The organism is Pseudomonas sp. 18-147 (assembly GCF_051048045.1).
Lineage (GTDB): Bacteria > Pseudomonadota > Gammaproteobacteria > Pseudomonadales > Pseudomonadaceae > Pseudomonas > Pseudomonas aeruginosa.
The window spans coordinates 5,398,874-5,421,012 of sequence record NZ_CP182296.1; the positions used below are offsets into that span (position 1 = coordinate 5,398,874).

At 64.2% G+C, this 22,139-nt stretch carries 23 protein-coding genes; 11 read left to right on the forward strand and 12 right to left on the reverse strand.

What is annotated here, in order from left to right:
* Window positions 1-40 precede the first annotated feature (40 nt).
* Window positions 41-1,135: a glycine oxidase ThiO gene (gene thiO, locus ACM0M4_RS25630; RefSeq protein WP_003119424.1), complete on the reverse strand. Its 1,095-nt coding sequence runs from the start codon at window positions 1,133-1,135 to the stop codon at window positions 41-43.
* 134 nt (window positions 1,136-1,269) lie between these two features.
* On the opposite strand from thiO, the gene ACM0M4_RS25635 reads away from it, so the two are divergent.
* The 8 genes from ACM0M4_RS25635 to pilE all read left to right on the forward strand — a co-directional run bounded on the left by ACM0M4_RS25635 (window position 1,270) and on the right by pilE (window position 8,618).
* Window positions 1,270-1,779, forward strand: coding sequence for a GspH/FimT family pseudopilin (locus ACM0M4_RS25635; protein WP_003102595.1), 510 nt, complete (start codon window positions 1,270-1,272; stop codon window positions 1,777-1,779).
* A 105-nt stretch (window positions 1,780-1,884) separates the two neighbouring features.
* Window positions 1,885-2,391: a GspH/FimT family pseudopilin gene (locus tag ACM0M4_RS25640; RefSeq protein ID WP_003102598.1), complete on the forward strand. Its 507-nt coding sequence runs from the start codon at window positions 1,885-1,887 to the stop codon at window positions 2,389-2,391.
* On the forward strand, window positions 2,382-2,939 hold the full coding sequence (pilV, locus tag ACM0M4_RS25645; RefSeq protein ID WP_003119423.1) for a type 4a pilus minor pilin PilV: 558 nt from the start codon (window positions 2,382-2,384) through the stop codon (window positions 2,937-2,939). Before ACM0M4_RS25640 ends, pilV begins: the two co-directional genes overlap by 10 nt.
* Entirely contained in the window at window positions 2,936-3,760 is an 825-nt protein-coding gene (gene pilW, locus ACM0M4_RS25650; protein WP_003119422.1) for a type 4a pilus minor pilin PilW, read from the forward strand. Before pilV ends, pilW begins: the two co-directional genes overlap by 4 nt.
* Window positions 3,757-4,344 carry a type 4a pilus minor pilin PilX gene (gene pilX, locus ACM0M4_RS25655; protein ID WP_003112826.1) on the forward strand — a complete coding sequence of 196 codons (588 nt, stop codon included), beginning with the start codon at window positions 3,757-3,759 and terminating at the stop codon, window positions 4,342-4,344. The genes pilW and pilX overlap by 4 nt, the downstream gene beginning before the upstream one ends.
* Window positions 4,345-4,355: 11 nt before the next feature.
* Window positions 4,356-7,847: a type 4a pilus biogenesis protein PilY1 gene (gene pilY1 / locus ACM0M4_RS25660; RefSeq protein WP_003123397.1), complete on the forward strand. Its 3,492-nt coding sequence runs from the start codon at window positions 4,356-4,358 to the stop codon at window positions 7,845-7,847.
* 1 nt (window position 7,848) lies between these two features.
* Entirely contained in the window at window positions 7,849-8,196 is a 348-nt protein-coding gene (gene pilY2 / locus ACM0M4_RS25665) for a type 4a fimbrial biogenesis protein PilY2 (protein WP_003102609.1), read from the forward strand.
* Window positions 8,193-8,618 carry a type 4a pilus minor pilin PilE gene (gene pilE, locus ACM0M4_RS25670; protein ID WP_003094721.1) on the forward strand — a complete coding sequence of 142 codons (426 nt, stop codon included), beginning with the start codon at window positions 8,193-8,195 and terminating at the stop codon, window positions 8,616-8,618. Before pilY2 ends, pilE begins: the two co-directional genes overlap by 4 nt.
* Window positions 8,619-8,664: 46 nt before the next feature.
* Here the strand turns inward: pilE and ispH are convergent, their stop codons facing one another.
* From ispH to murJ, 6 genes are all read right to left on the reverse strand, one after another.
* A complete protein-coding gene (ispH, locus tag ACM0M4_RS25675) occupies window positions 8,665-9,609 on the reverse strand; it encodes a 4-hydroxy-3-methylbut-2-enyl diphosphate reductase (RefSeq protein ID WP_003094724.1) in 945 nt (314 codons plus the stop codon).
* Window positions 9,610-9,694: 85 nt separating this feature from the next.
* Window positions 9,695-10,135, reverse strand: a complete 441-nt coding sequence (gene fkpB / locus ACM0M4_RS25680; RefSeq protein WP_003102613.1) for an FKBP-type peptidyl-prolyl cis-trans isomerase — start codon at window positions 10,133-10,135, stop codon at window positions 9,695-9,697.
* Window positions 10,128-10,637: a signal peptidase II gene (gene lspA / locus ACM0M4_RS25685; protein WP_003094728.1), complete on the reverse strand. Its 510-nt coding sequence runs from the start codon at window positions 10,635-10,637 to the stop codon at window positions 10,128-10,130. Before lspA ends, fkpB begins: the two co-directional genes overlap by 8 nt.
* A complete protein-coding gene (gene ileS / locus ACM0M4_RS25690; RefSeq protein ID WP_221345447.1) occupies window positions 10,630-13,461 on the reverse strand; it encodes an isoleucine--tRNA ligase in 2,832 nt (943 codons plus the stop codon). The genes lspA and ileS overlap by 8 nt, the downstream gene beginning before the upstream one ends.
* Window positions 13,462-13,484: 23 nt before the next feature.
* Entirely contained in the window at window positions 13,485-14,423 is a 939-nt protein-coding gene (ribF, locus tag ACM0M4_RS25695) for a bifunctional riboflavin kinase/FAD synthetase (RefSeq protein ID WP_003123399.1), read from the reverse strand.
* A gap of 96 nt (window positions 14,424-14,519) precedes the next feature.
* Window positions 14,520-16,058: a murein biosynthesis integral membrane protein MurJ gene (gene murJ, locus ACM0M4_RS25700; RefSeq protein WP_003102622.1), complete on the reverse strand. Its 1,539-nt coding sequence runs from the start codon at window positions 16,056-16,058 to the stop codon at window positions 14,520-14,522.
* 283 nt (window positions 16,059-16,341) lie between these two features.
* Here murJ and rpsT point away from each other — a divergent pair, with 283 nt between their 5' ends.
* The gene (gene rpsT / locus ACM0M4_RS25705) at window positions 16,342-16,617 is read left to right on the forward strand and encodes a 30S ribosomal protein S20 (protein ID WP_003094744.1); all 276 of its coding nucleotides are present in this window, start codon (window positions 16,342-16,344) and stop codon (window positions 16,615-16,617) included.
* Between the two features lie 66 nt (window positions 16,618-16,683).
* Here rpsT and ACM0M4_RS25710 read toward each other — a convergent pair whose 3' ends face one another.
* The 5 genes from ACM0M4_RS25710 to rplU all read right to left on the reverse strand — a co-directional run bounded on the left by ACM0M4_RS25710 (window position 16,684) and on the right by rplU (window position 20,303).
* Window positions 16,684-17,148, reverse strand: coding sequence for a CreA family protein (locus tag ACM0M4_RS25710; protein ID WP_003094746.1), 465 nt, complete (start codon window positions 17,146-17,148; stop codon window positions 16,684-16,686).
* 11 nt (window positions 17,149-17,159) lie between these two features.
* Window positions 17,160-18,278, reverse strand: a complete 1,119-nt coding sequence (gene proB, locus ACM0M4_RS25715; RefSeq protein WP_003094756.1) for a glutamate 5-kinase — start codon at window positions 18,276-18,278, stop codon at window positions 17,160-17,162.
* 70 nt (window positions 18,279-18,348) lie between these two features.
* A complete protein-coding gene (gene cgtA / locus ACM0M4_RS25720) occupies window positions 18,349-19,569 on the reverse strand; it encodes an Obg family GTPase CgtA (protein ID WP_033940137.1) in 1,221 nt (406 codons plus the stop codon).
* A gap of 141 nt (window positions 19,570-19,710) precedes the next feature.
* Window positions 19,711-19,968 (reverse strand): 50S ribosomal protein L27, encoded by a 258-nt coding sequence (rpmA, locus tag ACM0M4_RS25725; protein ID WP_003094760.1) that lies wholly within the window; start codon window positions 19,966-19,968, stop codon window positions 19,711-19,713.
* Between the two features lie 23 nt (window positions 19,969-19,991).
* Complete coding sequence (gene rplU, locus ACM0M4_RS25730) at window positions 19,992-20,303, reverse strand: 50S ribosomal protein L21 (protein WP_003094761.1); 312 nt, start codon at window positions 20,301-20,303, stop codon at window positions 19,992-19,994.
* A gap of 240 nt (window positions 20,304-20,543) precedes the next feature.
* Here rplU and ACM0M4_RS25735 point away from each other — a divergent pair, with 240 nt between their 5' ends.
* A complete protein-coding gene (locus tag ACM0M4_RS25735) occupies window positions 20,544-21,512 on the forward strand; it encodes a polyprenyl synthetase family protein (RefSeq protein WP_003094763.1) in 969 nt (322 codons plus the stop codon).
* Between the two features lie 137 nt (window positions 21,513-21,649).
* On the forward strand, window positions 21,650-21,874 hold the full coding sequence (locus tag ACM0M4_RS25740; RefSeq protein ID WP_003094765.1) for a PA4570 family protein: 225 nt from the start codon (window positions 21,650-21,652) through the stop codon (window positions 21,872-21,874).
* The last annotated feature ends 265 nt before the right edge of the window (window positions 21,875-22,139 follow it).

Here is a 22,139-nt window from a genome sequence, read left to right on the forward strand (position 1 = left end):
AAAAGGCCTGTCCGAAGACAGGCCTTTTGGTTTTCGCTCCTCAGAGGCGACCAGCCGGGGCGTAGGGGACCGGGTCGATGATCGGTTCCCGCCCGCTCATGAGATCCGCCAGCAGACGGCACGACGCCGGTGCCAGGACCAGCCCGTTGCGGTAGTGCCCGGTATTCAGCCAGAGCCCGTCGAAGCCAGGCACCGGACCGATATAGGGGATGCCTTCGGGAGAGCCCGGGCGCAACCCTGCCCAGTGGGCCACCGGCTGCATGTCCGCCAGTTCCGGCAACAGTTCTGCCGCAGACGCCCTGAGGCTTTCCAGCGCCTCGTCGGTCGGCGTCTTGTCGAAGCCCGAATGTTCCAAGGTGCTGCCGATCAGGATGTGGCCGTCGCGCCGCGGAATCGCGTAGCGCCCCTTGGCCAGCACCATGCGCGGCAGGAAATCCGCCGCGCACTTGTAGAGGATCATCTGCCCTTTCACCGGTACCACGGGCAGTTCCAGGCCAAGCGGCTTCAACAACTCGCCGCTCCAGGCGCCCGCCGCCAGCAGCACCTTGTCGCCACGGATCTCGCCACGCGAGGTCGCCACGCCGAGCACTCGATCGCCGTCGCGCAACCAGCCGCGCACCTCCGTCTGCTCATGCAGTTCGAGATTGGCGAATTGTTGCAGGGATGCCCGCAATGAGCGCGCCAGGCGAGGATTGCGCACATTGGCCACGCCCGACATGTAGACCGCCCGCTGGAAGCCGGCGCCCAGCCCGGGCACCGCCGCGTAGGCCTCCTCGATCGGCACTTCCTTCAACGGCCGGGTGTGCTTGCGTGCCCACTGCAGTGCCTCGGTCTGGTCGTCCAGGTCCAGCCAGTACAGGCCAACGGTATGGACCTCGGGATCGAGCCCGGTCTCGTCGAGCAAACGTTGCCCCAGGGCCGGGTAGAAGTCCTGCGACCAGTGCGCCAGGGCGGTCACCGCCGGGCTGTAGCGCCACGGATAGAGCGGCGAGACGATCCCGCCTCCCGCCCAGGATGCCTCACGCCCACTCTCGCCCCGCTCCACCAGGGTCACCCGCAGTCCGGCGAGCGCCAGCTCCCGGGCGGTCAACAGGCCGATGACGCCAGCGCCCACTACCACAACTCTTTCCGACACCAGGGCCTCCACGATCACACAGGGGTTGCAGAAAAGTCGGTCATACGCCTCATCCCGCAGCTGATTGAGGCAACGGGGAAAATCCGGCGAGATACGACCGTCGCGGAATGATACGAGCAAAAGGACCGCCTGCCATGGTCGAAAGGTCGCAGAGAGCGTTGACGCTCACCGAGCTGCTGTTTGCGCTGGTTCTGCTGGGAATACTGGGAAGCCTGGCGCTGCCCGGGATGGCAGCCTGGCTGGACGGCAATCGCGAGCGAAGTGTGTTGCACGAGCTGAGCGCGAGCATCCAGCTGGGCAGAACCCATGCCGTCGCCTACCAGCGCCCGGTGACGCTCTGTCCGTCGACCGATGGCCGTCACTGCGGCAGCGACTGGGGAGAGGGCTGGCTGCTTGCGGAAGACGGTGGGGAACGGCTTCTCGTGGGACGCGCGCTTGCAAAGAAGGAAAGGCTCCGCTGGAACCGTTCGAACCGCCTCAGGTTCCTCCCCAGCGGCCAGCTCAACATTCACAACGGGCGGTTTCTGCTCTGCGGAAGGCATACCGTTGCCTGGCAACTGATCCTCAACCGGCAGGGCCGGCTCCGTACCGCGAGCGCCAGGGAGAACCGGGAGAAACGTGAGCTATGCAGCACTTCCGGATGATCATGGACCAGTTGTCCTGCCCCACGGGCCGACCGTCAACGACCGCAAGACGCTCCCAGGCCCGTTTGGCATGCTTTCCAGGCGTAGACCCCCTGGAGCAACCGCATGTCATATCGTTCCAACTCGACCGGCTTCACCCTGATCGAGTTGCTGATCATCGTCGTCCTGCTGGCCATCATGGCGAGCTTCGCCATTCCGAACTTCAAGCAGCTGACAGAACGCAACGAACTGCAGAGCGCCGCCGAGGAACTCAATGCGATGCTGCAGTACGCTCGCAGCGAAGCCGTGTCCCAGAGGCGCGCGATCAGCATCCAGGCGCTGAAGGACAAGGACTGGGGCAAGGGCCTGAGCATAGGTGTCCTGGCCTCCGGCTCGATCGCCGCGCCCCTGCGCAAACACGACGGCTTCCGTGCCGCCACGCTGACAGCGAAGGAAAAGAGCGCCGTGGAACATCTGACCTTCACGGCCAACGGTACCCTCGTACCGCCAACGGAACGAACCTTCGCCATCTGCCAGAACGGCAAGACCGACGGGGGCCGCGTGCTGAGCATCAGCCAGGCCGGCCGGATCCAACTCGAACCTTCCTCCAAGGCGCCCCAGTCATGCTATTGAAATCGCGACACAGGTCGCTGCACCAATCCGGCTTCAGCATGATCGAAGTGCTGGTCGCCCTGCTGCTGATCAGCATCGGCGTGCTGGGCATGATCGCCATGCAGGGCAAGACCATCCAGTACACCGCCGACTCGGTCGAGCGCAACAAGGCAGCCATGCTCGGCAGCAACCTGCTGGAAAGCATGCGGGCGAGCCCGAAGGCGCTGTACGACGTCAAGGACCAGATGGCCACGCAATCCGACTTCTTCAAGGCCAAGGGGTCGGCGTTCCCCACCGCGCCGTCCTCCTGCACGCCATTGCCCGACGCGATCAAGGACCGCCTGGGATGCTGGGCGGAACAGGTGAAGAACGAACTGCCAGGCGCTGGCGACCTGCTGAAGAGCGACTACTACATCTGCCGCAGCTCAAAGCCGGGCGACTGCGACGGCAAGGGCTCCATGCTGGAAATCCGCCTTGCCTGGCGCGGCAAGCAAGGCGCCTGCGTCAACGCCGCCGACAGCAGCGCCGACACCTCCCTCTGCTACTACACCCTCAGGGTCGAGCCATGAGCATGAACAACCGCTCCCGACGGCAATCGGGCCTGTCCATGATCGAACTACTGGTGGCCCTCGCCATCAGCAGCTTCCTGATTCTCGGGATTACCCAGATCTACCTGGACAACAAGCGCAACTACCTGTTCCAGCAAGGCCAGGCAGGCAACCAGGAAAACGGACGCTTCGCCATGATGTTCCTGGACCAGCAACTGGCCAAGGTGGGTTTCCGTAGGCGTGCGGACGACCCCAACGAGTTTGCCTTCCCGGCGCAGCAGAAAACCGCCTATTGCGAGGCATTCAAAGCCGGCTCGACCCTGGTGCCCGCCGTGGTCAAGGCCGGCCAGAGCGGATTCTGCTACCGCTATCAACCGGCGCCAGGCGAAGCCTACGACTGCGAAGGCAACTCGATCACCACCCCTAGCGATCCCTTCGCTACCGCCCAGGCCATCACCGCACGCGTTCTGTTCGTTCCCGCGACCGCCGATGTCCCCGGCAGCCTCGCCTGCTCCGCGCAGACAATCAAGGAAAAAGGCCAGGAGATCGTCAGCGGCCTGGTCGACTTCAAGCTCGAGTACGGCGTCGGCCCGACCATGGCCGGCAAACGCGAGGTGGAAAGCTTCGTCGAACAGGCCAACATCGCCGACCGTCCGGTGCGTGCCCTGCGCTACTCCGCGCTGATGGCCAGCGACAAGAACCTGCGCCAGGGCGACAGCAAGACCCTGGACGATTGGATCACGCTCTACCCCTCGTCCAAGACCAGCCTGCAAGGCAACGACAAGGACCGCCTCTACCAGATCGCCAAGGGCAGCCAGACACTCAGGAATCTCGTGCCATGAACAACTTCCCTGCACAACAGCGCGGCGCCACGCTGGTCATCGCCCTGGCGATCCTGGTGATCGTCACCCTGCTGGCGGTCTCGAGCATGCGCGAAGTGGTACTGGAAAGCCGCATCACCGGCAACGTCATCGAACAGACTCGCTTGCAGAACGCCGCCGAGTCCGGACTCCGCGAAGGCGAGCGGCGCTTCGTCAACACCCTGCGTCCGCCGGAGCCCGGCACCGGTTGTACGGCCGACAACGTGGCCCGCCCCTGCCTGCTGGACCTCGCCGCGCTGAACCTGAAGCTGGCGGACACCCACCAGAATCCGGTCGGCGTGCTGAAGGGCATCGCCAATACCTGGATGAGTTACCGCGGCAGCGACATCAGCAGCGCGACCACCGCGGGCACGCTCTACAGCGTGCAGTGGAACAACCTGCCCATTCCCTCGGGCGGCCAGGTCAACGAAGCGGAAAGCCCCGAATACGGCAACCTGATGCGCGGCATCGGCACCTTCTACTACGAGACCAATAGCGTCGCGCGCAACCAGACCAACAGCGAAACCGTCCTGCAGACCGTTCTCGCCCGTCTCTATACCAACTGATCGAGCCTCGCATGAAATCGGTACTCCACCAGATCGGCAAGACCTCGCTGGCAGCCGCGCTCAGCGGCGCCGTCCTGCTCTCCGCCCAGACCACCCACGCCGCCGCCCTGTCGGTCAGCCAGCAGCCGCTGATGCTGATCCAGGGCGTCGCCCCGAACATGCTGGTGACTCTCGACGACTCGGGCAGTATGGCTTATGCCTATGCACCGGATAGCCTGGTCAACAGCCGCAACAACGTCTATTTCGCGTCGAACAGCTACAACCCGATGTACTTCGACCCGAATACCCAGTACAAGCTGCCGAAAAAGGTGACCCTTTCCAATGGCCAGATCCAGGTGCAGGACTACTCCAAGCCCAGCTTCACCGCGGCATGGCGCAACGGTTTCACTCAGGAAGGCCGGGTAAACCTTTCCCGTGACTACAGGCCAACGGTGCAGTACCAGGGCGGATCGGGAGCAGGCACCGAGTCCAGCATCGACTGGTACGGGGCTCCTGCCTTCTACTACCAATACAGCGGGGGCCGCGGTTGCAGCCTCACCACTTCGAGTTGCTACACCCGTGTGGAAATCAGCGGCGCGGCCCAGCAGCAGAACTTCGCCAACTGGTACTCCTTCTATCGTACCCGCGCCCTGGCCACCCAGACCGCCGCTAACCTGGCGTTCTACAGCCTGCCTGAAAACGCCCGGATCAGTTGGCAACTACTGAACAGTTCCTCGTGCCTGATCGGCAGTGGCTCCAGTAACTGTTACAACAACTACCTGAGAGACTTCACCGGGCAACATCGGGTGAACTTCTTCAACTGGCTGGAGAACCTGTCGGTCGGAGGTGGTACTCCGCTGCGTCAGGCCATGACTCGAGCAGGGGAGTTTCTCAAGAAGACCGGCGTCAACGGCCCCTATGCCTATCGACCTGGTACCCAGACCTCGCCGGAATACAGCTGCCGTGGCAGCTATCACATTCTGATGACCGATGGTCTTTGGAACAACGACTCGGCCAGCGTAGGCAATGCCGACAGCACGAGTCGTAGCCTCCCCGATGGCAAGAGCTACAGCAGCCAGACGCCTTACAGGGATGCTGCGTCCAATACCCTGGCCGACCAGGCCTTCCATTACTGGGCCACCGATGCCCGGCCGGATATCGACGACAATATCAAGCCGTACATTCCCTACCCGGACCAGGCCAATCCCTCGGCGGAGTACTGGAATCCGCGCAACGATCCGGCGACCTGGCAGCACATGGTGACCTATACCCTGGGCCTGGGCCTGACCACCAGCCTCACCAGCCCGAAGTGGGAGGGTTCCACCTACTCCGGCGGCTATGACGAAATCGCCGCCGGGCGCCTCAGCTGGCCGAACGCTTCGAATAACCATAGCAACAACGTCTATGACCTGTGGCACGCCGCAGTGAACTCCCGGGGCGAGTTCTTCAGCGCCGACTCGCCGGACCAACTGGTCGCGGCCTTCCAGGACATCCTCAACCGAATTTCGGGCAAGGACCTGCCGGCATCCCGCCCCGCCATCAGCTCGTCCCTGCAGGAAGACGACACTGGCGACAAGCTGACCCGCTTCGCCTACCAGACCAGCTTCGCCAGCGACAAGAACTGGGCTGGCGACCTGACCCGCTACAGCCTGACCACCCAGGACAAGGCCACCGTGCAGACCAAGCTGTGGAGCGCGCAGAGTATCCTCGACGCGATGCCCAACGGTGGAGCTGGCCGCAAGATCATGATGGCCGGATCCGGTACCTCGGGCCTCAAGGAGTTCACCTGGGGCAGCCTCAGCGCCGACCAGCAGCGGCAGTTGAACCGCGATCCGGACCGCAACGATGTCGCCGACACCAAGGGCCAGGACCGAGTGGCCTTCCTGCGTGGCGATCGCAGCAAGGAGAACAGCGACAACTTCCGCACCCGCAACTCGATCCTCGGCGATATCATCAACTCCTCGCCGGCGACGGTCGGCAAGGCCCAGTACCTGACCTACCTGGCCCAGCCGATCGAGCCCAGCGGCAACTACTCCACGTTCGCAGAAGCACAGAAAACCCGTGCCCCGCGGGTATACGTCGGCGCCAACGACGGCATGCTGCACGGTTTCGATACCGACGGTAACGAGACCTTCGCCTTCATCCCAAGCGCGGTCTTCGAGAAGCTCCACAAGTTGACCGCCCGCGGCTACCAGGGCGGCGCCCACCAGTTCTACGTCGACGGCTCGCCGGTGGTCGCCGACGCCTTCTTCGGCGGCGCCTGGCATACCGTGCTGATCGGCAGCCTGCGCGCCGGCGGCAAGGGTCTGTTCGCCCTCGACGTGACCGACCCCGCCAACATCAAGCTGCTCTGGGAAATCGGCGTGGACCAGGAGCCCGACCTTGGCTACAGCTTCCCCAAACCCACGGTCGCCCGGCTGCACAACGGCAAGTGGGCCGTGGTCACCGGAAACGGTTATTCCAGCCTGAACGACAAGGCCGCGCTGCTGATCATCGACCTGGAGACCGGGGCCATCACCCGCAAACTGGAAGTCACCGGCAGGACCGGCGTACCCAACGGTCTATCCAGCCCTCGCCTGGCAGACAACAACAGCGACGGCGTAGCCGACTACGCCTACGCCGGCGACCTGCAAGGCAACCTCTGGCGCTTCGACCTGATCGCCGGCAAGGTCAACCAGGACGATCCGTTCAGCCGAGCCAACGACGGCCCGGCGGTGGCCTCGAGCTTCAGGGTGTCTTTCGGTGGCCAGCCGCTCTATTCGGCGGTCGACTCCGCCGGCGCGGCGCAAGCGATCACCGCCGCGCCCTCACTGGTTCGCCATCCGACACGCAAGGGCTACATCGTGATCTTCGGTACCGGCAAGTATTTCGAGAACGCCGACGCCCGGGCCGATACCAGCCGCGCCCAGACGCTCTACGGCATCTGGGACCAGCAAACCAAGGGCGAAGCCGCGGGCAGCACACCCCGACTAACGCGCGGCAACCTGCAGCAGCAGACACTGGACCTCCAGGCCGACTCGACCTTCGCCTCGACCGCTCGCACCATTCGCATCGCCAGTCAGAACCCGGTCAACTGGCTGAACAATGACGGCAGCACCAAGCAGTCCGGCTGGTATCTGGACTTCATGGTCAACGGCACCCTGAAGGGCGAGATGCTGATCGAGGACATGATCGCCATCGGCCAGGTGGTGCTGCTGCAAACCATCACCCCGAACGATGACCCCTGTGCCGACGGCGCCAGCAACTGGACCTATGGCCTCGATCCCTATACCGGCGGTCGCACCAGCTTCACCGTGTTCGACCTGGCACGCCAGGGCGTCGTGGACTCGAAATCCGACTACAGCTACAACAAGCAGAACGTCGCGGTATCCGGTACCGAGCAGAAAGGCCTGGGAGGCTTGACGCTGAGCACCAACGAACAGGGCAATCCGGAAGTCTGCTCCTCGGGCGAATGCCTGACCGTGAACCCCGGTCCGAACACCCGTGGCCGCCAGAACTGGCGCCCCATCGAAGGAAAGAACTGATATGAAAGTGCTGCCTATGCTGCTGGCCCTGGCCGTTCCCGGCCTCTGCTGGGCCGAAGATCCCCAGACCTTCGAAGGCGCTGGTGTGGTCTTCGAAGTCCAGGTCGAGAAGAACCTGGTGGACATCGACCACCGGCTCTACCGCCTGCCCAACAGCACCGTCAGGAACGGCATGCCCAGCCTGTTCCAGGTCAAGCCGGGCTCCGTGGTGTCCTACTCTGGCACCGTCAGCCAGCCGTGGTCCACCATCACCGATATCTACATTCACAAACAGATGAGCGAACAGGAGCTGGCCGAGATGATCGAGAAAGAACAGCCCCGCCAGGACGGGGAGGAGCAGCCCCGATGAGGACAAGACAGAAGGGCTTCACGTTGCTGGAAATGGTGGTGGTAGTGGCGGTGATCGGCATCCTCCTCGGCATCGCCATTCCCAGTTACCAGAACTACGTGATCCGCTCCAACCGCACCGAGGGCCAGGCGCTGCTCTCGGACGCGGCCGCGCGCCAGGAACGCTACTACTCGCAGAACCCCGGGGTCGGCTACACCAAGGACGTGGCCAAGCTGGGCATGAGTTCGGCCAACTCGCCGAACAACCTGTACAACCTCACCATAGCGACGCCCACCAGCACCACCTATACCCTGACCGCCACGCCGATCAACTCGCAGACCCGCGACAAGACCTGCGGCAAGCTGACCCTCAATCAGCTCGGCGAACGCGGCGCAGCCGGCAAGACCGGCAACAACAGCACCGTCAACGACTGCTGGCGCTGAAACGAAAGAGCCCCTCTACGAGAGGGGCTCTTTCATTGCGCACGGTTCACAAAGCCTTGACCCGCAGTTCCTTGGGCATCGAGAAGGTAATGTTCTCCTCCCGCCCCTCCAGTTCCTGCTCCTCCGACGCCCCCCACTCGCGTAGCTGGGCGATCACGCCGCGCACCAGCACTTCCGGCGCGGAAGCGCCTGCGGTGATTCCGATGCGACGCACACCGTCGAACCAGCCGCGTTGCATGTCCTCGGCGCCGTCGATCAGGTAAGCCGGCGTGCCCATCCGCTCGGCGAGTTCGCGCAGGCGGTTGGAGTTGGAACTGTTGGGGCTGCCCACCACCAGGACCATGTCGCACTGGTCGGCCAGTTCCTTCACGGCATCCTGGCGGTTCTGGGTGGCATAGCAGATGTCGTTCTTGCGCGGTCCCTGGATCTGCGGGAACTTGGCGCGCAGGGCATCGATGACCTTCGAGGTGTCGTCCATCGACAGGGTCGTCTGGGTCACGTAGTGCAGGGCTTCGGGCTTGCGCACCTCCAGCGCGGCGACGTCGGCCTCGTCCTCCACCAGGTAGATGGCACCACCGTTGCTGGCATCGTACTGGCCCATGGTGCCTTCCACCTCGGGGTGCCCTTCATGCCCGATCAGCACGCATTCGTGGCCGTCGCGGCTGTAGCGCACCACTTCCATGTGCACCTTGGTCACCAGCGGGCAGGTCGCGTCGAAAACCTTCAGGCCGCGCCCCTCGGCTTCCTTGCGGACCGCCTGGGAAACGCCGTGGGCGCTGAAGATGACGATGACGTTGTCCGGCACCTGATCGAGTTCCTCAACGAAGATGGCGCCGCGCTGGCGCAGGTTGTCCACGACGAACTTGTTGTGCACCACCTCGTGACGCACGTAGATCGGCGGGCCGAAGACATCGAGGGCACGGTTGACGATCTCGATGGCGCGATCCACGCCGGCGCAGAAGCCGCGGGGATTGGCGAGTTTGATTTGCATGGCGGTCTCGTGGGCGACGCGGTGATTGGACGAATGAACCTTGCTACCGCCCTCCCCGCTTGGGAAGGGCGCAGCGACCGACGGTTCAGGCCGGCTGGACGTCAATGATCTCGACTTCGAAGGCCAGGGTCTTGCCGGCCAGCGGATGATTGAAGTCGACGGTCACCTGCTGCTCATCGAACGCCTTGACCACGCCCGGCAGTTCGGTCTTGGCCGCGTCGTTGAAGATCACCAGCAGGCCCTCGGCCAGCTCCATGTCCTGGAACTGATCGCGCGGCATGATCTGCACGTTCTGCGGATTCGGCTGGCCGAAGCCCTGTTCGGGAAGAATGCTCAGGGTCCGCTTGTCGCCAGCCTTCAAGCCGAACAGCGCCTGTTCGAAGCCCGGCAGCAGGTTGCCGTCGCCGACCTTGAACGAGGCCGGCTGCTTGTCGAAGGTGCTGTCGACGACGTTGCCGTCCTCCAGCTTGAGGGCGAAATGCAGGGTGACGCGGCTCTCCTGGCCAATGCGGGTCGACTCAGCCATGGGCGGCTTCTCCGGATTTCTTCGATCTGAACATGTCGAGCGCCAGCATGACGGCGCCGACGGTGATGGCGCTATCGGCCAGGTTGAACGCCGGGAAGTACCAGCGGTTCTGCCAGTGCACCAGGATGAAGTCCACCACGTGGCCAAGGACCATGCGGTCGTAGAGGTTGCCCAGGGCGCCGCCGAGCACCAGCGCCAGGGCGATGGCCAACCAGGTCTCGCCTTTCTTCAGGCGTTTCAGCCAGACCACCAGGATCGCGCTGACGACGATGGCGATCAGGGCGAACAGCCAGCGCTGCCAGCCCGAGCTGTCGGCCAGGAAGCTGAAGGCGGCACCGGTGTTGTAGGCCAGGGTCCAGCTGAACAGATCGGGGATCACCACGATCTGCTGGTACATGCTCAGTTCGGCCTGGAAGAACGCCTTGCTGAGCTGGTCGAGGACGAACACCAGCACGGTGATCCACAACCAGGGCAAGCGCCCGAAACGATCGACCTCAGGCATAGTGGCGAACCTCGCCGCTGCCTTCGATGTTCTCGATGCAGCGACCACACAGGTCAGGATGCGCAGCGTGCTGACCGACGTCCTCGCGATGGTGCCAGCAACGACCGCACTTGGCGTGGGTCGACTTGACCACTTTCAGCTTGAGGCCGGCGACTTCGCTGTCCACCGCGTCGGCCGGAGCCGCCGACAGCGGCGCCAGGGTCGCGGTCGAGGTGATCAGGACGAAGCGTAGCTCGTTGCCCAGCTTGGCCAATTGGGCCTGCAGCGCGTCTTCCGCATACAGGGTGACCTCGGCCTGCAGGTTGCCGCCCACGGCCTTGGCCGCGCGCTGGTTCTCCAGCTCCTTGTTGACCGCGGCCTTCACCGCCATGACCTGTTCCCAGTACTGGCGATTCAGCGTCACGTCGGCCGGCAGTTCGCTGAGGCCGTCGTACCAGGTGGCGAGCATTACCGACTCGGCGCGCTCGCCGGGCAGGAACTTCCAGACTTCCTCGGCGGTGAACGCCAGGATCGGGGCGATCCAGCGCACGAGGGCCTCGGCGATGTGGAACAGTGCGGTCTGGCAGGAGCGCCGGGCGACGCTGTTGGCGCCGGTGGTGTACTGGCGGTCCTTGATGATGTCCAGGTAGAACCCGCCCAGCTCCTGTACGCAGAAGTTGTGCACCTTGGAATAGACGTTCCAGAAGCGGTACTCGCGGTACGCCTCTTCGATCTCGCGCTGCAAGAGCAGGGCGCGGTCGACCGCCCAGCGATCCAGGGCCAGCATTTCCTGGGGCGGCAGCAGATCCGTGGCCGGATCGAAACCGTTCAGGTTGGACAGCAGGAAGCGCGTGGTATTGCGGATCCGCCGGTAGGCATCGGCGCTACGCTGGAGAATCTGCTGGGATACCGCGATCTCGCCCGAGTAATCGGTCGAAGCCACCCACAGGCGCAGGATGTCGGCGCCCAGGGTATCGATGACGGTCTGCGGCACCACGGTGTTGCCCAGCGACTTGGACATCTTGCGGCCGGACTCGTCGACGGTGAAACCGTGGGTCAGCAACTGGCGGTACGGCGCATGGTTGTCGATCGCGCAGCCGGTCAGCAGCGAGGAGTGGAACCAGCCACGGTGCTGGTCGGAACCTTCCAGGTAGAGATCGGCGACCGGGCCGCTGGCATGGCCGATCCGGTGGGAACCACGCAGCACGTGCCAATGGGTGGTGCCGGAGTCGAACCAGACGTCCAGGGTGTCGTTGATCTTCTCGTACTGCGCGGCCTCCTCGCCGAGCAGCTCGGCGGCGTCGAGCTTGAACCAGGCTTCGATGCCTTCCTTCTCGACTCGCTGCGCGACCTCTTCCATCAGCTCCACGGTGCGTGGATGCAGTTCGCCACTGGCCTTGTGCAGGAAGAACGGGATCGGTACGCCCCAGTTGCGCTGGCGCGAGATGCACCAGTCGGGACGCCCGGCGATCATTCCGTGCAGACGCGCCTGGCCCCAGCCCGGGACGAATTCGGTCTGGGTGATGGCTTCCAGCGCTCGCTCGCGCAGGGAAGCACCCTGCCTGGGCTGCTTGTCCATGCCGACGAACCACTGCGCGGTGGCGCGATAGATCAGCGGCGTCTTGTGCCGCCAGCAGTGCATGTAGCTGTGATTGATGGTTTCGTGGGCCAGCAGGCTGCCGACCTCTTCCAGCTTGGCCACCACGTTGGGGTTGGCCTTCCAGATGAACTGGCCGCCGAAGAACGGCAACGAGTCGACGTAGACGCCGTTGCTCTGCACCGGGCTGAGGATGTCGTCGTTGCTCATCCCGTAGCGCTTGCAGGTATAGAAGTCGTCTTCGCCGTAGGCCGGCGACGAGTGGACGATACCGGTGCCGGCATCGAGGGCCACGTAGTCGGCCAGGTACACCGGCGACAGGCGCTCGTAGAACGGATGGCGGAAGTTGATCAGCTCCAGCGCCTCGCCCTTGGCGGTGGCGACCACCTTGCCCTCGCGCTGGTAGCGCGCCAGGCAGGACTCGACCAGGGCCTCGGCCAGCACCAGGTAGCGATCGCCGGCATCGACCAGCGCGTAGTCGATCTCCGGATGCACGTTCAGCGCCTGGTTGGCCGGGATGGTCCAGGGCGTGGTGGTCCAGATGACGATCTGCGCCGGCTTGTCCAGGGCCGCCAGGCCGAAGGCCGCGGCCAGCTTGTCGGCATCCGCCACCGGGAAGCCGACGTCGATGGTCGGCGACTTCTTGTCGGCGTACTCGACCTCGGCCTCGGCCAGCGCCGAACCACAATCGAAGCACCAGTTGACCGGCTTCAGGCCCTTGAACACGAAGTCCTGCTTGACCATTTCCGCGAGGGCGCGGATTTCGTTCGCCTCGTTGGCGAAATTCATGGTCTTGTAGGGGGTGTCCCACTCGCCGAGCACGCCCAGGCGAATGAAGTCGGCCTTCTGCCCTTCGATCTGCTCGGCCGCGTATTCGCGGCACAGTTCGCGGGTCTTGTCCGCCGGAAGATTCTTGCCGTGGGTGGTCTCGACCTTGTGCTCGATGGGCAGGCCGTGGCAATCCCAGCCCGGCACATAGGGCGCGTCGTAGCCCGCCAGGGTCTTGGAGCGAACAATGATGTCCTTGAGAATCTTGTTGACCGCGTGACCGATGTGAATGCTGCCGTTGGCGTACGGAGGGCCATCGTGCAGGACGAACTTCGGACGGTCGCCGCCAATGGCCCGCAGCTTCTGGTACAGACCGATGTCGTTCCAGAACTTCAGGGTTTCCGGCTCGCGCTGGGGCAGGCCGGCTTTCATTGGGAAGGCGGTTTCCGGAAGGTTTAGCGTCGCTTTGTAGTCGGTCATCTCAGGGCCTGTTCAGGATCTCTTCAATCAAGCGGTTGGCCCAGCCAGTAGGCCCGGGCGGCGGCGATATCCGCGAGAATCGCCGCCTTGAGTGCCTCCAGGGAGGCAAAACGCTGCTCGTCGCGCAGCTTCTGGTGGAAGGTCACCTGCAGATGCCGGCCGTATAGATCGCCGGCGAAATCGAGCAGGTGCACTTCCAGATGGGGACGGCCGTCGCCGTTCACCGAAGGGCGGGTGCCGATGTTCGCCACCCCCTGGCAACGCTGGCCATCGACCAGCGTACTGACCAGGTAGACCCCGTTCAACGGCGCCTTGCGCCGTTTCAGTTGAATGTTGGCCGTGGGCGAGCCCAGTTGCCGGCCGAGTTTCTGTCCATGCAGGACCCGTCCGCTCAGGCTGAAGGGACGCCCCAGAAGGCGCTCGGCGAGATGCAGGTCGCCCTCGGCCAGGGCCTGGCGGACCCGCGTGCTGCTCACCCGCACACCGTCCAGTTCGACGGTGGTGGCCGCCTCGACGGTGAACCCCTGCTCGCGACTGGCGTTCACCAGGAAGGCGAAGTCACCGGAGCGGTCGCAGCCGAAACGGAAATCGTCGCCCACTTCAAGATGCCGCACCGCCAGTCCATCGACCAGGACCTGGCGGACGAACTCGGCTGCCGACAGCTCGCGCAAGCGGCGGTTGAAGGCCAGGCAGAGCACCACGTCGACGCCCTGCCCACGCAGCAACTCGAGCTTCTCGCGCAGGCGGGTCAGACGCACCGGCGCCGAATCGGGGGAGAAGAACTCGCGCGGCTGCGGCTCGAAAATCACCACGCAGCTGGGTACGCCCAGCTCCAGCGAGCGCTCGCGCAGACGCGCCAGGATAGCCTGGTGCCCGAGGTGGACGCCGTCGAAGTTACCGATGGTGGCGACGCAGTCCCCGGCCAGGGGCTGCAGGTTGTGTAGTCCGCGAAGCAGCTGCATAGCACGCTTATTGCTCAGAAAGTGGTCGATTATACGCGTACCGGGCGCCGGACAACAGGCAAAACGGCATGATCCCGCCGCCAGCCCGGACGCGCTTCACAGCACCGCCCGGCGGGAAAAGTCGCGCAGGCGGAAACCCAGCAGCGCGAGCATACCGAAATAGGCCAGGAGACCGGCAACCACCAGCAGGCCGAGGCGCAGGAATCGCTCCAGCATGGCGCCCTGCTCCCAGGCCGGCAGCCAGTGCATCGTGGCCAGCAGCACCGCCGACATCGCCAGCACCGCGACCACCAGCTTGACCAGGAACTTCGCCCAGCCCGGTTGCGGCAGGTACAGACGCTGCTTGCGCAGTTGCCAGTAGAGCAGGCCGGCATTCAGGCAGGCGGCCAGGCCGATGGACAGGGCCAGGCCGGCATGCTGAAGCGGGCCGATGAAGGCCAGGTTCATCAGTTGGGTGGAAACCAGGGTGAAGAGCGCGATCTTCACTGGCGTACGGATGTTCTGCTGGGCATAGAAGCCCGGCGCCAGAACCTTGACCAGGATGATGCCGAGCAGGCCGACGGAGTAGGCGACCAGCGCGCGCTGGGTCATCGCCGCGTCCACCGTGGTGAACTTGCCGTACTGGAACAGCGAGACAGTCAGAGGTTCGGCGAGGATCGCCAGGGCCAGCGAACACGGCAGCACCAGCAGGAAGCACAGGCGCAGGCCCCAGTCGAGCAGGCGCGAGTACTCATGGCGATCCTTGTTCGAATAGGTCTTCGCCAGCATCGGCAGGAGGATCGTCCCCAGCGCCACGCCCAATACGCCGGAAGGCAGCTCCATCAGGCGGTCGGCGTAGTACATCCAGGACACCGAACCGGCTGCCAGGAACGAGGCGAAGATGGTGTTGATGATCAGCGAGATCTGGCTCACCGAGACCCCCAGGATCGCCGGCAGCATCAGCTTCATCACCCGCCAGACGCCGCTGTCCCTGAGGTTCAGGCGCGGCAGCACGAGCATGCCGATCTTCCTCAGGTGCGGCAGTTGATAGAGGAGCTGCAACAGGCCGCCGGCCAGCACCGCCCAGCCCAGCACCATGACCGGCGGATCGAAATAAGGCGTGAGGAACAGCGCGAAGCCGATCATTGCGACGTTCAGCAGGGTCGGCACGAAGGCCGGCACCGAGAAGCGGTTCCAGGTGTTGAGGATCGCGCCGGCGAGGGACGACAGCGAGATCAGCAATATATAAGGAAAGGTCACCCGCAGCAGGTCGGTGGTCAGGGCGAACTTTTCCGGGGTATCGGCGAAGCCCGGCGCGGTGACCCAGATAACCCAGGGTGCGGCGAGGATGCCGAGCGCCGTGACCAGCGCCAGCACCAGCGTGAGCAAGCCGGAAACGTAGGCGATGAAGGTCCGCGTCGCCTCCTCGCCCTGCTGGTTCTTGTACTCTGCCAGGATCGGCACGAAAGCCTGGGAAAACGCCCCCTCGGCGAAGATCCGCCGCAACAGGTTAGGCAGCTTGAAGGCGACGAAAAAGGCGTCGGTGGCGAGGCCGGCACCGAAGATCCGCGCCAGGATGGTATCGCGGACGAAGCCGAGGACCCGCGACAGCATGGTGATGGAACTCACCGCCGCCAATGATTTGAGAAGATTCATGGATGTCGGGCTGCCGGCATGTCGAAATTGATCCTGTCCAAGACCGCGACCGGCCGGGCCGGTTCATCGCGCGAGTGCGCCCTCGCCGCCGAACGGCGGTCCGCAAGGGCGCGCCGAGTGTAGAATGCGCGCCGGAATAAATCACCCGCAAGAAAGCAGGCGACATCCGTCGCCGATCTTTCCGGCCGCATGCGCAGCCCCTTGACAACCCCTGGAGGCGACGGCATTATTCGCGGCCTTAATTTGTTCGCTATTTACCCAGTTTTTTTCGAGGAGCTCGACGGTGGCCAACACACCTTCCGCCAAAAAACGCGCCAAACAGGCTGAGAAGCGTCGCAGCCACAACGCCAGCCTGCGCTCCATGGTGCGCACCTACATCAAGAACGTCGTGAAAGCCATCGACGCCAAGGACCTGGAAAAAGCCCAGGCCGCCTTCACCGCCGCTGTACCGGTGATCGACCGCATGGCTGACAAAGGCATCATCCACAAGAACAAGGCTGCTCGTCACAAGAGCCGTCTGAGCGGCCACATCAAGGCCCTCAGCACCGCTGCCGCCTAAGGCACGCCTTGCTCGAATAAAAAACCGGCCAATGGCCGGTTTTTTATTGCCCGCGACTCGCTCGCTTCAGCGAGCGGTCGGCCATGGCATGAGGGGAATCGCCGTCACCGCGTTCTGCGGACTACCTTCGATCACCCGGTCGCTGTAGACCAGATAGACCAAGGCATTGCGCTTGCGATCGAAGAAGCGCACCACCTGCATGCTTTTGAACACCAGCGAAGTGCGCTGCTTGAACACCTCTTCGCCATCCTTGAGTTCGCCACTGAACTGGATCGGCCCCACCTGGCGACAGGCGATCGACGCCTCGGCGCGATCCTCCGCCAGCCCCAGGCCGCCCTTGACCCCACCGGTCTTGGCGCGCGACAGATAGCAGGTCACGCCCTGCACCTTGGGATCGTCGAAAGCCTCGACGACAATCTTGTCGTTCGGCCCGACCCACTTGAACACCGTGGAAACCTCGCCGATCTCCTCCGCCCCGGCAAGCGCCGGCAACAGCAGCAGACCACCCAGCAACCCCGCGAGCTTGCGCATTCGCCCTCTCCTCAGACCAGAACCAGATTGTCGCGATGCACCAGCTCCGGCCCATCCACGTAGCCGAGCAAGGCCTCGATGGCATCCGTCGGCTGACCGAGGATCTTCTGCGCCTCCAGCGCACTGTAGTTGACCAGGCCGCGTGCCACTTCGCGCCCGCCCTGGTCCACACAGACCACCATCTCGCCGCGACGGAAGCTGCCCTGGACCGCCTTGACCCCAACCGGCAACAGGCTCTTGTGATCCTGGCTCACCGCCTTCACCGCCCCATCGTCCAGCACCAGGGTGCCGCGCATCTGCAAGTGGCCGGCCAGCCATTGCTTGCGCGCCGCCTTGCGACTGCGATCAGGGGTCAACAGGGTGCCGAGGCGTTCGCCGGCGCGCAGGCGGTCGAGGACACGCTCGATACGCCCGCCGACGATCACCGTATGCCCGCCGGAACGCGCCGCCAGGCGCGCCGCCCGCAGCTTGGTCTGCATTCCGCCGCGCCCCAGGGCGCCGGCACTGCCGCCGGCCACCGCATCGAGCTGCGGATCGTCGGCACGCGCCTCGTAGATCAGTTGGGCATCGGGATTGTTGCGCGGATCGGCGTCGAACATACCGTCGCGATCGGTAAGGATCACCAGCAGGTCGGCCTCGACCAGGTTGGCCACCAGTGCCGCCAGGGTGTCGTTGTCGCCGAAGCGGATCTCGTCGGTGACCACCGTGTCGTTCTCGTTGATCACCGGGACCACGCCCAGCTCGACCAGGGTCCGCAGGGTGCTGCGGGCGTTCAGGTAGCGCTTGCGGTCGGAGAGGTCGTCATGGGTCAGCAACACCTGGGCGGTCTGCAGGCCATGCAGGGCGAAGCTGGACTCCCAGGCCTGCACCAACCCCATTTGCCCCACCGAGGCGGCGGCCTGGAGTTCGTGCATCGCGCTAGGTCGGGACACCCAGCCCAGGCGGCTCATACCGGCGGCGACGGCGCCGGACGACACCAGCACCAGCTCGATGCCGGCGCAATGCAGCGCCACCATCTGCTCGACCCAAACGGCCATGGCATTGCGATCCAGCCCACGGCCATCGGCCGTCAGCAGGGCGCTACCGATCTTCACCACCCAGCGCCGCGCGCCAGTCACCTTGTCCCGCATACCCTCAACCTTAGAAGCCCAGGCTTCGACTCTTCAGCCCCGCCGGCCCGCCCGGCGGGGTATCACGCCATCAGGGAACGTAGAAGATCTCCGGACCGTCGCCGTCGTCTTCCTCATCATCGAAATCATCGTCATCCACCGCACCGGCGTTCTTCAGACCCGAACGCCGCAGCGCGCGCGCATCGTCCAGGGCCTGCAGACGGGCCCGCGCCTCGCCCTCGATACGCCGGTCGAGTTCGGCCAGTTCCTCGGCATACTGCGGATCTTCTTCCAGGCGCAGGGTACGCTCGTCGAGATAGCGCATGATGTCCTGGCTGAGCGCCTCGGTGCCATCGCGCTCCAGGGCGGAGATCACATAGACCGGGCCTTCCCAGCCCAACCGCTCGATCACCGCCTGCTTGCGCGCCTCGCGCTCGGCCGGATCGAGGATCTGGTCCATCTTGTTCAGCACCAGCCAGCGCTCGCGCTCGGTCAGCGCCGGACTGAAGCGACCCAGCTCGCGAACGATGACCTCGGCGGCATCGGCCGGATCGCTTTCGTCCAGCGGCGCCATGTCCACCAGATGCAGGAGGATGCGGGTCCGCGCCAGATGCTTGAGGAAGCGGATGCCCAGCCCGGCGCCTTCGGCGGCACCTTCGATCAGGCCGGGAATGTCGGCGACCACGAAGCTCTTGTAGCGACCGACACTGACCACGCCGAGGTTCGGCACCAGGGTGGTGAACGGATAGTCGGCCACCTTCGGCTTGGCCGCGGACACTGCACGGATGAAAGTGCTCTTGCCGGCATTCGGCAGTCCCAGCAGGCCGACGTCGGCCAGCACCTTCAGTTCCAGCTTGAGGTCGCGCGCCTCACCCGGCTTGCCCGGGGTGGTCTGGCGCGGCGCCCGATTGGTACTGGATTTGAAACGGGTGTTACCGAGGCCGTGCCAGCCGCCCTGCGCGACCATCAGCCGCTGACCGGGCTCGGTCAGGTCGCCGATGATTTCCTGGGTATTGGCGTCGATCACGGTGGTACCGACCGGCACCGGCAGGATCAGGTCGTCGCCCTTGGCCCCGGTGCAGTCCTTGCTGCCGCCGTTCTCGCCGCGCTGGGCATCGAAACGGCGGGTGTAGCGATAGTCGACCAGGGTGTTCAGGTTGACGTCGGCTTCCAGGTAGATGGAACCGCCGTCGCCACCGTCGCCGCCGTTGGGACCGCCCTTTTCGATGAACTTCTCGCGACGAAAGCTCATGAGGCCATTGCCGCCGTCACCGGCTTTCACGTGGATTGATACTTCATCGACGAATTTCATGGATACGCCTCCCACCACGAGGGCGGGTTAACAGAAAAAAACATAGGATACAGGATGCCCCGAAAGCAGGGCATGGCCGGAAGCCGGCGCAGAAACAAAAAAGCCCCGTCGCGAGACAGGGCTTTTTCAGCGAGCTATTGCTTAGGCAGCAACGATGCTCACGTATTTGCGACCAAAGGCGCCTTTGGTCTCAAACTTGACCACGCCGTCCACTTTCGCGAACAGGGTGTGGTCCTTGCCCAGGCCAACGCCGTAACCGGCGTGGAATTTGGTGCCGCGCTGACGAACCAGGATGTTGCCAGCCTTTACAGCCTGGCCGCCGAACAGTTTCACGCCAAGGCGTTTACTTTCTGAGTCGCGGCCGTTGCGGGTAGAACCGCCAGCTTTTTTGTGTGCCATGAGTCATATCCTCCAGAAAGGAATTAGGCCTGAATGCCGGTGATCTTGATTTCAGTGAACCACTGGCGGTGGCCCTGACGCTTCATGTGGTGCTTACGACGGCGGAACTTGATGATGCGGACCTTGTCGTGACGGCCGTGGGAAACCACTTCAGCGGTAACCTTCGCACCTTCGACGACCGGCAGGCCGATTTTCACGTCTTCGCCATTGGCAACCAGCAGGACGCGGTCGAAATCGATCGCTTCGCCGGTAGCGACGTCGAGTTTCTCGACCTTGAGGAATTCGCCTTCGGTGACTTTGTGCTGCTTGCCACCGGTAACAATCACTGCGTACATGTGTATCTCCGTTAAACCTGCTCACCCGACGCTTTATAGAAGTAGGAATCGGCCGGCATGGCTGCATGGGGTCGGATCGGACGCCCGTGCAATTGCGTAAGGCAGGGTATGCCAAGGAAGTTCAGGGCCCGCGATTGTACGGAAAGGTCCAGGCCGAGGCAAGTGCCACGGGCCTTTCCTTGACAGTCCCCCCCCTGCCACCTAGCATGCCGCGCAATCTTTGTGGAGCTATTGTCACTGATGCAACCCCAGGCCTTCTACCGCGTGGTGGCGGAAGATTTCACCGCCGTCGACGGGATCATCCGTCGCCAACTCACCTCCCGCGTTCCCCTGGTGGAAAAGATCGGCGACTACATCATCTCCGCCGGCGGCAAGCGCCTGCGCCCGCTGCTGGTCCTGCTCGCCGGCAAGACCCTGGGCTACAAGGGCGACGACCTCTGCCTGCTGGCCGCCACCATCGAATTCCTGCACACCTCCACTCTGCTGCACGACGACGTCGTCGACGCCTCCGGCCTGCGCCGCGGCCGCTCCACCGCCAATGCCCTGTGGGGCAACGCGCCGAGCGTGCTGGTAGGCGACTTCCTTTATGCCCGCTCCTTCGAAATGATGGTCGAGCTGGGTTCCATGCCGGTCATGCGCATCATATCCCAGGCCACCCGGGTGATCGCCGAGGGCGAAGTGCTGCAATTGTCCAAGGTACGCGACGCCAGCACTACCGAAGAGACCTACATGGAAGTGATCCGCGGCAAGACCGCGATGCTTTTCGAGGCCTCGACCCACAGCGCCGCCGCGCTGTGCCAGGCCGGCGAGGAACAGTCCGAGGCACTGCGCCGCTTCGGCGACTACCTGGGAATCGCCTTCCAGCTGGTGGACGACCTGCTCGACTACCGCGGCGACGCCGCGACCCTCGGCAAGAACGTCGGCGACGACCTCGCCGAAGGCAAGCCCACCCTACCGCTGATCGTCACCATGCGTGACGGCACCGAGGAGCAGGCCGCGCTGGTACGCAAGGCCATCCAGCAAGGCGGCAGCCAGGACCTGGAGAGCGTCTGTGCCGCCGTCGAGGCTGCCGGCGCCCTGGACTATACCGCCAACCTCGCCCGCGACTACGCCGCCCGCGCCATCGCCTGCCTGGATACGCTGCCGGACAACGAATACCGCTCCGCCCTGGTCGAACTCAGCGAATTCGCTGTCGCCCGGACCCACTGAACCAGGCTCGACTTGTGACGAACGCCGCCGTTTTCACGGCGGCGTTTTCGTTTTGCGACGAAAGGCACGATCAAGACTTGCTATTACGATAATAAGAATTATTCTCATCTCACAGTCTTGTCACGGAGATGAGCGCCATGACTTATTTGATCGATGCCTGGCTTGATCGGCCACACCCCTACCTGCGGATCCTGCACCGGGAAACCGGGGAAATCTGCGCAGTCCTGGAAGAAGACGCGCTGGACGAACTGCGTGACCAGGGCGGCCTGGACCTGCACGAGTTGAACTCGAGCGAACCGCTGATCCTCAAGGAGCTGGTACGCAACCTGTTCCTCTTCTGCTACGCCCGCGCCCTGCGCTGAGCCTTTGCGATGACGCCAGGACGCGTCATCCGTGCGCCGCTGCCCGGGAGGCGGATCGCACGAACGGAGGCAAAGGCGCCTCCGGCCGGTTCCGGGAAGGTCACGGACGACCTTCCCGGAGTCACTTTCCTCATGTCCCGGTCTTTCCGCAACGCCTCGCCCGAGCACGCCGGCAGCCCCTCGCCGCGATAGGGATTCCTGCCTGATCCACATCAAGCCGACCTCGCCTGAAAGCCGTTACAACAGCGGCGTGACCGTCGTCCTG